8 protein-coding genes and 1 pseudogene are annotated in these 9,750 nt (G+C 35.6%); 7 read left to right on the top strand and 2 right to left on the bottom strand.

The window, feature by feature from the left end:
• Positions 1-67: 67 nt before the first annotated feature.
• The 4 genes from LLA01S_RS06445 to LLA01S_RS06460 all read left to right on the top strand — a co-directional run bounded on the left by LLA01S_RS06445 (position 68) and on the right by LLA01S_RS06460 (position 4,023).
• On the top strand, positions 68-1,066 hold the full coding sequence (locus tag LLA01S_RS06445; RefSeq protein ID WP_014573349.1) for an LTA glycolipid anchor biosynthesis glycosyltransferase, IagA/BgsA family: 999 nt from the start codon (positions 68-70) through the stop codon (positions 1,064-1,066).
• Positions 1,067-1,203: 137 nt separating this feature from the next.
• Positions 1,204-2,544 (top strand): glycosyltransferase family 4 protein, encoded by a 1,341-nt coding sequence (locus LLA01S_RS06450; protein WP_061778014.1) that lies wholly within the window; start codon positions 1,204-1,206, stop codon positions 2,542-2,544.
• A gap of 107 nt (positions 2,545-2,651) precedes the next feature.
• Complete coding sequence (locus LLA01S_RS06455) at positions 2,652-2,876, top strand: YkuJ family protein (protein ID WP_011677198.1); 225 nt, start codon at positions 2,652-2,654, stop codon at positions 2,874-2,876.
• 142 nt (positions 2,877-3,018) lie between these two features.
• Positions 3,019-4,023: a hypothetical protein gene (locus tag LLA01S_RS06460; protein WP_021164965.1), complete on the top strand. Its 1,005-nt coding sequence runs from the start codon at positions 3,019-3,021 to the stop codon at positions 4,021-4,023.
• 56 nt (positions 4,024-4,079) lie between these two features.
• Here the strand turns inward: LLA01S_RS06460 and LLA01S_RS06465 are convergent, their stop codons facing one another.
• Both LLA01S_RS06465 and polA read right to left on the bottom strand, forming a co-directional pair.
• The gene (locus tag LLA01S_RS06465) at positions 4,080-4,832 is read right to left on the bottom strand and encodes a tRNA1(Val) (adenine(37)-N6)-methyltransferase (protein WP_021164964.1); all 753 of its coding nucleotides are present in this window, start codon (positions 4,830-4,832) and stop codon (positions 4,080-4,082) included.
• 207 nt (positions 4,833-5,039) lie between these two features.
• Positions 5,040-7,673, bottom strand: coding sequence for a DNA polymerase I (polA, locus tag LLA01S_RS06470; protein ID WP_021164963.1), 2,634 nt, complete (start codon positions 7,671-7,673; stop codon positions 5,040-5,042).
• A gap of 261 nt (positions 7,674-7,934) precedes the next feature.
• Here polA and LLA01S_RS06475 point away from each other — a divergent pair.
• From LLA01S_RS06475 to LLA01S_RS13170, 3 genes and pseudogenes are all read left to right on the top strand, one after another.
• Positions 7,935-8,745, top strand: a pseudogene (locus LLA01S_RS06475) (Cof-type HAD-IIB family hydrolase).
• Complete coding sequence (locus tag LLA01S_RS13165; protein ID WP_126354646.1) at positions 8,745-9,053, top strand: LacI family DNA-binding transcriptional regulator; 309 nt, start codon at positions 8,745-8,747, stop codon at positions 9,051-9,053. Before LLA01S_RS06475 ends, LLA01S_RS13165 begins: the two are co-directional and overlap by 1 nt.
• Positions 8,975-9,349, top strand: a complete 375-nt coding sequence (locus LLA01S_RS13170) for a type 1 periplasmic-binding domain-containing protein (RefSeq protein ID WP_232035092.1) — start codon at positions 8,975-8,977, stop codon at positions 9,347-9,349. Before LLA01S_RS13165 ends, LLA01S_RS13170 begins: the two co-directional genes overlap by 79 nt.
• Positions 9,350-9,750: the final 401 nt, after the last annotated feature.

Consider the following 9,750-nt stretch of genomic DNA (forward strand, 5'->3'; position numbering starts at 1 on the left):
CTGAAATTTTGTAAAATAATAATTTTCCATTTTTCTTTTATTGATTTATGGTAAAATAAAGGTAAGCATGAAAATTTTACTTTACTTAGAAGCCGAACAATTTTTGAGTCATTCAGGAATTGGTCGTGCAATGAAACATCAACAACGCGCCCTTGATTTAATGGGCATTGACTGGACAAAAAATCCTGAGGATGATTATGATATCCTCCATTTAAATACTTATGGTTTTAGCAGTTGGAAAATGTTAAAGAAAGCCAAAAAAGCAGGAAAAAAAGTAATCTTTCACGGTCATTCGACAAAAGAAGATTTTCAAAATTCCTTTATCGGCTCAAATATTGCCGCTCCTTTCTTTAAACAATATTTAATGCACTATTATCGGGCAGCTGATTTAGTGATTACACCAACTGATTATTCTGCTAGTTTGCTTCGTTCTTATGGAATTAAATGCCCAATCCTACCCATTTCAAATGGAATTGATTTGGCTAAATATTCCCGAAGTAAAGCTAAAGAACAAGCTTTTCGTGACCATTTTTCTTTGAAAGCTGACCAAAAAGTTGTCGTAACTGCTGCTCTTTATTTTAAACGTAAGGGAATTGATGACTTTATCAAAGTCGCTGAAAGAATGCCTGACGTGACATTCATCTGGTTTGGTTACCAAAATTTATGGACCATTCCTGGATGGATTCGCCGCATTGTGAAGAAAAATCACCCTAAAAATGTTCTTTTCCCTGGCTATATCAAAGGCGATATTTTTGAAGGTGCTATGACTTCTGCTGACGCATTCTTTTTCCCTTCACGTGAAGAAACAGAAGGAATTGTTGTTCTTGAGGCCTTGGCTAGTCATCAAAAAACCGTCGTTCGAGATATTCCGGTCTATCATGGCTGGCTTGATTCAAATGCTGTAAGTATGGCTTGCGATATTGATGGATTTGTTAGCCAGCTCCAAGATGTTTTAGATGGGAAGGTAGATAAAACAGAAGCCGCTTATCAAGTGGCTGAAAGTCGGACAATTGAAAAAGTAGCACAACAATTGGCTGATGCCTATCAACAGACTTTGGAACTTTGATTTTTTGAATGATTTATTGATATAATGGGATAAATGAATTTACTGACAGACTAGACTGGTCAGTAATCTTAACTGACAAAAAAGTCTATCATTACAATAATGATAGACTTTACAGAAATATAAACGGGAATTTATTTATGAGAGTTGGACTTTTTACAGATAGCTACTTTCCACAAATCAGTGGTGTAGCAACAAGTATTCGCACTTTAGCCATAGAGCTTGAAAAACTAGGGCATGAGGTTTTCATTTTTACAACAACAGACCCAAATGCTGATGTGGACCACGAACGAAATATCATTCGCTTGCAATCTATTCCTTTTGTGAGCTTGGCTGAACGAAAAATTGTACTCAAAGGCGTTTTTGCTGCCTACTTGATTGCGAAAGAATATGACTTAGATATCATTCATACCCAAACTGAGTTTGGAATGGGAATCTTGGGTAAAATGGTTGCTGCTCAATTACGTATTCCTGTCATTCATACTTTACACACTAAGTATGAAGACTACGTTTATTACATCGCTAAAGGACGTTTGATTCGTCCAAGTATGGTCAAATATGTGATTCGTAATTTCTTACGAGGAACTGAAGCGATTATTTGCCCAAGTGAAATGGTTCTGGAAACAGTCAATAGCTATGGCGCAACCCTTCCTAAACGGGTCATTCCAACAGGAATTGAAATCGACCGATTCAAACGTGACGATATTAAACCTGAAGAATCCGCAAAACTCCGCGCTGAGCTTGGTTTACAAGAAAATGAAATCATGTTACTCAGCCTTTCACGAATTGCTGCCGAAAAAAATATCCAAGCGGTTATTCACGCGCTACCTGATATTTTAGAAGAGTTTCCCGTGAAACTTGTGATTGTTGGACATGGTCCCTACGCCGAAACGCTAAAAGATTTAATAGATTCACTCGAATTATCTGATAAAGTTATCTTTACAGGTTCCGTTGAAAATGAGCAAACTGCTTATTATTATAAAGCCGCAGACTTTTTCATCTCTGCCTCTACCTCAGAAACACAAGGGCTCACTTATCTTGAAGCAATGGCAGCAGGAACAAGAGTTTTAGCAGCAAAAAATCCTTATTTATCTGAATTAATCAATGATGATGAATTTGGAAGACTTTTTATCGGTGATGACGATTTAGCTGAAGTTACTAAAAGTGCGATTCGTGACTTACACCCAATTGATAAAGATAAATTTGAAAAGAAACTCTATGAAATTTCAGCAGAAAATTTTGCTAAAAAAGTTTATCTCTTCTATATTGATACAATTATCGAATATAATAACCTTAAATCTATTGAGGCGGAACGTTTCCCAATGAAAATGGAAGATACCATTCGCCAAATGCCAGTTACTGTTAAACGTTCACTTAAAAGAGAACAAATTCGGGCAAAATATTTTGCTAGAAAAGCCAGTAAACTTGCCAAAAATCTACAAAGTTATGTTAAAATAGATAAGGACAAAGAACAGGACTAATGGGGTTAATCCTGAAAGCTGTTCCTTTGAAAATCAATTGTAAGTAAAAACAATTTTATAAAAAACAAAGTTTTGCTTTGCAAAACGTCGAAAGGAATTTTTAAGAAATGAAATCACATTTGTTAACAATTATGAATCGCTTAAATCGTTTAGTTGAAGGTGGCGATCCAAAAGAAACTTATAATTTTGAACGTGAAGGCGAAGTAATGCTCACAGTGAGCTACAGCCCAGAAGATGAAGCATTTGCTTTACGTTATCCTAAACAAAAAGACGCTTCTTTGTTCGATGACATCGACCTTGTTGCCATTGAAATTTATGATATGATTTATTAAAAAATTACTGACAAACAACTTAGATTCGCTCTTAATGGTTTGTCAGTGATTTTTTTGTTCTTTTGTTTCATTATTTCTGATTTGTTATTGATATTTTACTTTTTTATAGTAAAATATCAATAAAATACATTAGGAGTAATTTATGAAAAAGAAAATTTGGATGTCTTTGGGAATCACTGCTCTTGCAGTTGTCACTCTCTCTGCTTGCTCGACTAAAAACTCTGATGCGGCAAAAAAAGCCTTTATCTCAGATACAGTTGCCTTAAACAACTCTAAAGAATACAACGCACAAAATGTAAAACTTGATGTCAACGAATTCAAGCTACACGGGGAAGATTCTTCTGAATTCAATAAAATGTTTTCAAAAGGGGCCCATTTAAACGTAAATCTTGGGCTTGACAAGACTAACCAACTTGCTGCTCTCGCTGGAACAATCACATTAGATAAAAAAGATTATAATTTAGGCGTGATGATGTCACAAAAAGGCCTTTATCTTGCTAGCACTGATATCAAATCACTTTATGATAACAATAAAGATTTGATTCCCAGTGAAGATAGTGATACGGCAATGGTTTATGGAGCGATGATTGACAGTCTTAACAAATCATATCTTTTGATTGATTCTGAAACAATTGATTCAAGTGCTCAATCTGTTGATGAAAATTGGTCTTCAACTTTTAAAGACTTATTTAAATCTACTGAAAAAATAAAACAAGCTGATTTGGAACAGGAATTTAAAAAAATACCAAATTCTGATTTTACCAAAGATGGTGATAAGGTGACTTTAAAATTCTCTGGTAAAGATATTGACCTCAAAGATTTAATTAATAGTATCAGCTCAACTTCTTCAATCCCTAAAAAACAAGTGGAACAACTGATTAAAGAAAGTAAAAACCTTGATATTAGTAAACTTTCTGTTAAATTTGTGATTGATAATAAGGCACACAAAATGACGAGCACTATTTCCGGAAGTATTACTAATACTAAAGAAAAAGCAAGTGCTGACCTCAATCTCTCATTATCTTCAACACGTAGTAAATTAAAGAAAGCAATTAAAGAACCAGCTGCTACAGATACTAACACACTTGAAGAAGTGCAAAATGCAGCGATTGAAAAAATAATGGCTCAAGCAAGTGCCGCATATTAAAAAAGAGTTACTGACAAGTAAAAGCTTAACTTTAGGCTTTCTGTCAGTAACTTTTTTTAATGTTTTCCATAATAAATTTCATCAATTTCATCGGTATAAGTCCCATCATCATTATGAACAATGAGAGGTGGGAGGAAGATTTCACCTCCTTCTTTTCCATCTTTAATGGCATCAATCAACAAAATATTAGCCGGTTGATTCGCTTTAGGATAGACGAACTGAATCCATTTAGGCTGCAAATTATTAGCCCGCATCTTATCAACAATTTCTAAAAAGCGCTCGGGCCTATGAACCATGGCAATATGACCATTCGTTTTCAATAACTTTTTACTAATCTCAAAAATTTCATCCAAATTTGTTGTCAGTTCATGGCGTGCTAGAGTATAATGCTGACTTTCATTTAGATGACTGTCAGTTGAGTCTACTTTAAAATAGGGTGGATTACAAAAAATCAAATCTGTACTAGAAGTATGAAGATGATTAAGCGCCTGATTGAGATTATCATTAATGACCGACATTCTGTCAGTAAGTTCATTAAGCTCAATTGAACGCTGCGCCATGTCAGTCAGACGTTCTTGAATCTCTAGCTCAATGATCTGTGCATTGGTTTTAGAGCTCGCAAAAAGACCCACTGCCCCATTGCCCGCGCACATGTCTACAATTTTTCCACGTTTTGGCAAGCGCGGAAAACGAGCCAGCAAAATCGCATCTATGCTAAAAGAAAAAACCTCTCGGCTTTGAATAATTTTGACCCCACTACTGGCAATTTCATCAATTCTCTCATCCATCTTCAATTCGATATTTTCCATAATTTTATTATATCACAGACCCCGACACATCTTCTAACAGTACCTGTTAAAATACCAAAATGATAAACACCAAAAAATGATAATCAGCACGAACTAATTATCATTTTTATTTATCTTTTTTTGTCAGTCAGCCGCTCTGTCAACTGAATTAAAAATTCAACTGCTACTTGCTGACAGAAAGCTTGTCAGTATCATTAATAACTAGTATCATTTGGCTTCATACCAAGTTTTACCAGTATTTTCATCCACTTTCAATGGTACAGCAAGTTCAATTGCTTCTTCCATTGTTTCTTTGACAAGTGCCTGAATCTCTTCTAATTCCTCAAGTGGAACATCTAGAATAATTTCATCGTGTACTTGCAATAATAATTTTGATTTTGATTGACGTTCCGTCAGCGCTTTATCCAGATTAATCATCGCAATTTTCAAAATATCCGCTGCCGATCCTTGGATTGGCGAATTAATTGCCGTCCGCTCCGCAAAACCACGAACATTAAAATTACGTGCATTAATATCTGGAATCTTACGACGACGATGACTCATTGTCTCAACAAATCCTTTATCTCTAGCCTCGCGAACAATATTTTCCATATAAGTTTTAATACCAGGATAACGTTCAAAGTAAGTTTCAATATAATTTTTGGCATCTTTTCTTGTAATTCCCAGATTTCTTGCCAAACCAAAATCCGAAATTCCATAAACCACACCAAAATTGACTGCTTTTGCATTTCGGCGGTCATTTGCCGTGACATCTTCTGCTTTTTCAATGCCAAAGACCCGCATAGACGTTGACGTATGGATATCAGCCCCATGTTTAAAGGCGTCAATCAAATGCTCATCAGCAGAAATATGAGCCAGCACTCGCAATTCAATTTGTGAATAGTCGGAACTCAACAAAAGAGAATCTTGACTTGGCACAAATGCCTTACGAATCTTCCGTCCTTCTTCCAGTCGAACAGGAATATTTTGCAAATTCGGGTCAACAGAACTCAAACGACCGGTCTGCGTCAAGTCCTGAACATATCGCGTATGGATTTTTCCATCATCAGCAATTTGCGGAATCAAGCCTTTAACATAAGTCGATTGTACTTTATTGATTTGACGATATTCCAAAATCTTCGCCACCACTGGAGATAAAGCAGCCAAGTCTTCTAAAACGTCCACCGCCGTCGAATAACCCGTTTTTGTCTTCTTACCTACTGGCAATTGCAATTTTTCAAATAAAATCACTCCCAGTTGTTTTGGTGAATTAATATTAAATTCTTCACCAGCCAACTCATAAATTTCACGCGTCAGCAAAGCCAATTTTTCTTCGTTTTCTGCACCAATTTCTTCCAGCGTATTTTGACTGACAGAAATTCCTGTAATCTCCATTTTTGCCAAAACTTCGGCTAATGGCAATTCCATATCAGACAAAAGATGTTCTTGTTCATTTTCAATAAGTTCAGCCATCATTTTTTCTTTGGCACGAGCTAAAACTCTGATTTTACGAGCCAAATGGTCAAACAAAATCTCATCATCAGGTAGAGCAAGTTTTGTACCTTTGCCAAAAATTTCCTCATCAGTGGCCAAATGTCCCACATCAAAAAGTCGTGCAATGGTTGAAATTTTATTATCTTCCGTTGTAGAAATCAAATATTTTGCAAGCATAGCATCAAATTTAACCAGAGGCAATTCAATATTTAAGTGGCTCAAAAGTACGCGATTTTTCTTGAAATCATAAGTATTTTCAGGAAATTTCATTTCTGTCAGTAAATCCAGATTTTTTGAAACATAAATTTTCTCAGCATTTCCCCAAGCAAATGCCACAATCTGCTCACGATGATAATTTTCACCCAAAGTTTCCAAATAAAAGAAATCATCAGCATTGACTGAAGCAACTGAACTTTTGTCAGTAACTATTTCAAACTTAATTTCTTCACTGACAGTTTCGTCAGTAACTTCTCCACCGCCGTCAGTTAATAACTTACTTTTGAATTGTGAAAATCCCATTTCATCATAAAATTGGCCCAGTTCAGCCACATTTTTTTCTTTTAAAAGCGTATCTTCTAAACCAATTTCAAGAGGAGTTTTCGTATTGATTGTCGCCAATTGCTGTGACAAAAAGGCCATTTCCTTGTCAGCAATTAGATTATCCTTCATCTTGCTGGCTTTTAGCGTCTCAACATTTTCATAAAGATTTTCCAGTGAACCAAATTCCTGTAAAAGTTTAAGACCCGTTTTTTCACCAACTTTAGTGACACCAGGATAATTATCCGAAGAATCGCCCATCAAAGCCTTCAAATCAATAAATTGAGATGGCGTAAGTCCCATTTTTTCTAAGAGATAGTCAGGCGTAAATTCCTCAAACTCAGCCACACCCTTTTTAGAAATTTCCACTCGTGTATTTCCATCGACCAGCTGAATCATATCCTTGTCCCCGGTCACAATGGTCACATCGAAATTTACATCAGGCGCTTCAGCCATTTTATCCAAAGTTCCGATAATATCATCGGCCTCATAGTTTGCCAACTCATAATGCCGAATCCCCAACTTTTCAATCATTTCCTTGATAAAAGGCAGTTGCTCGCGAAACTCATCAGGTGTTTTTGAACGTCCCCCTTTATAATCCGCAAACATCTCCGTCCGAAAAGTGGTTTTCCCCGCATCAAAAGCAATCAACACATGTGTCGGTTGAATTCGTTCCATCAAAGAAGATAACATCGTATGAAAAGCAAAAATGGCATTTGTATGTAAGCCATTAGGTGCTTTGAACCGATCTAACTGATTATATAATGCGAAAAACGCTCGAAAAGCAACCGATGACCCATCAATTAGCAAAAGTCTATTCTTATCTTCCATCTCTATTATCTACCTCTATTTTTCTACTTTTTATTCTATTTATTCTATTTTACTTTTAATTCAAATCAATTTATCTCTCAAATCAATAAAAATCAGCTTTACTAAATTATAACATTTTAAACACTCCTTTTGGAATTGCTCAGCTCTATCCATTTTTAGAAAAAAGCACTTCCATCAGTAAAAATAAAAAATAATAATCCTTGACATGGAACGCGTTTCATAAATTAGAATAGAATAATCAAAGAAAAGGAGCTTCACAAAATGAAAATTAAACACATTTTTACAGATATGGACGGAACATTGCTTGACTCACATGGAGCTTTATCTGATACCAACCACTGGTCAATATACTACAGTGAAGTTACCAATTACCCTAGTTTCAGCACGTAGCCCATTAGAAATGAGTGATGTGGTAGAAAAATTACAGCTTTCCACACCACAAATTGCTTTCAATGGAAATTTAACATTTACGCAAAATCAATTCGGTCTTCAAATTTTAGATAAAAACACCCTGAACTCAGAAATAGTATTCCAAATTTTAAATTATGTTTCAAGTGAATTTCCGAAAGTAAGTCTAAACTGGTATAGTCTTGCTCATTGGTATACTAACAAACAAGATAAAGGAGCCTTTATCCAAAAAGCCTTGACAGTCCTCGAACCAAGAATCAAAACTTTCGATGGACAATCAGAAATCTATAAGATTATGATGATTGTTTTTGACCAAAATGAACTTCATCAACTTCAAAATCAACTTAATCAATTGGAAATTCCAAATATCGCAATTCAACAAAGTGGTCAGTGGTATTTAGAAATTACATCTGATAAAAGAACAAAGGCCAATGCGGTTCAATCAATCCTTAACGACGAAGCATTAGATTTTACACAAATTGCTGCAATTGGTGATGGTCATAATGACATTCCTCTACTTAAAGCAGCAGGTCTAGCCATCGCAGTGGATAACGCTAACCCAGAAGTTAAAAAACATGTTAAAATGGTAGTAGCAAAGAATACAGAGCATGGTGTGGCAGAGGCCATATCAGCCATCAATACCCTCAATGAACAGGTAATTTAATGACCTCACTAACCGATTTATCAAAACTCAGTGGCTATTCAAAAGCTACAGTTTCACGTGCCCTTTCTGGAAATGGCTACGTATCTCCCGAAGCTCGGACAATCATACAAGATTTAGCAAATGAATTGGATTATACTCCTAATGCTATTGCACAAGAACTTGCTGCCGGAACAACCAAGAATATCGGTGTCGTTCTACCTTATGTTAAGCACCCTTTTTCAGTCAGATTTTGGAAGGAATTCTTGATAAAAGCTTTGAAACTGGCTATAAGATTGTCATTCTTCCCTCAAATTATGATCAAAATTTAGAACTTCAATACTTAGAGCAATTACGCAAAAAAGCATTTGAAGCCTTAATCTTTACCTCTAGAAAAATATCTGAGGAAACCGTTCTTAAATACCAAAAATATGGTCCAATTATCTTATGCCATAAACCTAAGACCAAGACAATATCAGCCAGCTATGCCGAAAGAGAAATCGGATATCGTGATGCCTTTAAATGGCTTAAAAAACAAAACTGTACAAATATAGGTTTTCTATTTTCACGCTATAAAAGCCCAACCACATCCGTCACCCTCCAGACCTATAGCGAAATATATAAATAACCAGTTAGGACTGACCAAATCAAAACAGGAGCGGTCTCCTCGACAGACGGCTACGACTTAGGAGCAGAACTTGCTCAATTTGATAGTATTTTTGCCAATTCAGATGATATTGCTGCAAATGTTTGGCGATGGTTTGAACAAAACAAACTCCCCAAACCAATTATAATTGGCCAAGAAGCACTAATTTCAGGCCAACTATTAAATCTCCCAACTGTTGACAATCACTTTTTACAAATTGGAAGATCAGCATTTGAATTAGCCATTTCAAAAGAAATAAAACAACTAGCTATAAAATCAGAATTCATTCTCCAAAGATAAAAAACAGCCCTTAGGGGCTTTTTAAGTTATCGAGAAATAAGGAGCCAAGAACACAAAAAAAGGAGCCTTAGCTCCTTTAGTTC

The sequence above is a fragment of the Lactococcus cremoris subsp. cremoris NBRC 100676 genome (assembly GCF_001591705.1).
Lineage (GTDB): Bacteria > Bacillota > Bacilli > Lactobacillales > Streptococcaceae > Lactococcus > Lactococcus cremoris.

What these genes read in the sequence shown, in the direction of transcription:
- LLA01S_RS06450 (WP_061778014.1), top strand. Translation starts at nt 1,204, where the DNA reads ATGAGAGTTGGACTTTTTACAGATAGCTACTTTCCACAAATCAGTGGT.
- LLA01S_RS06460 (WP_021164965.1), top strand. Translation starts at nt 3,019, where the DNA reads ATGAAAAAGAAAATTTGGATGTCTTTGGGAATCACTGCTCTTGCAGTT.
- LLA01S_RS06465 (WP_021164964.1), bottom strand. Translation starts at nt 4,832, where the DNA reads ATGGAAAATATCGAATTGAAGATGGATGAGAGAATTGATGAAATTGCC.
- LLA01S_RS06445 (WP_014573349.1), top strand. Translation starts at nt 68, where the DNA reads ATGAAAATTTTACTTTACTTAGAAGCCGAACAATTTTTGAGTCATTCA.
- LLA01S_RS06455 (WP_011677198.1), top strand. Translation starts at nt 2,652, where the DNA reads ATGAAATCACATTTGTTAACAATTATGAATCGCTTAAATCGTTTAGTT.
- polA (WP_021164963.1), bottom strand. Translation starts at nt 7,673, where the DNA reads ATGGAAGATAAGAATAGACTTTTGCTAATTGATGGGTCATCGGTTGCT.
- LLA01S_RS13165 (WP_126354646.1), top strand. Translation starts at nt 8,745, where the DNA reads ATGACCTCACTAACCGATTTATCAAAACTCAGTGGCTATTCAAAAGCT.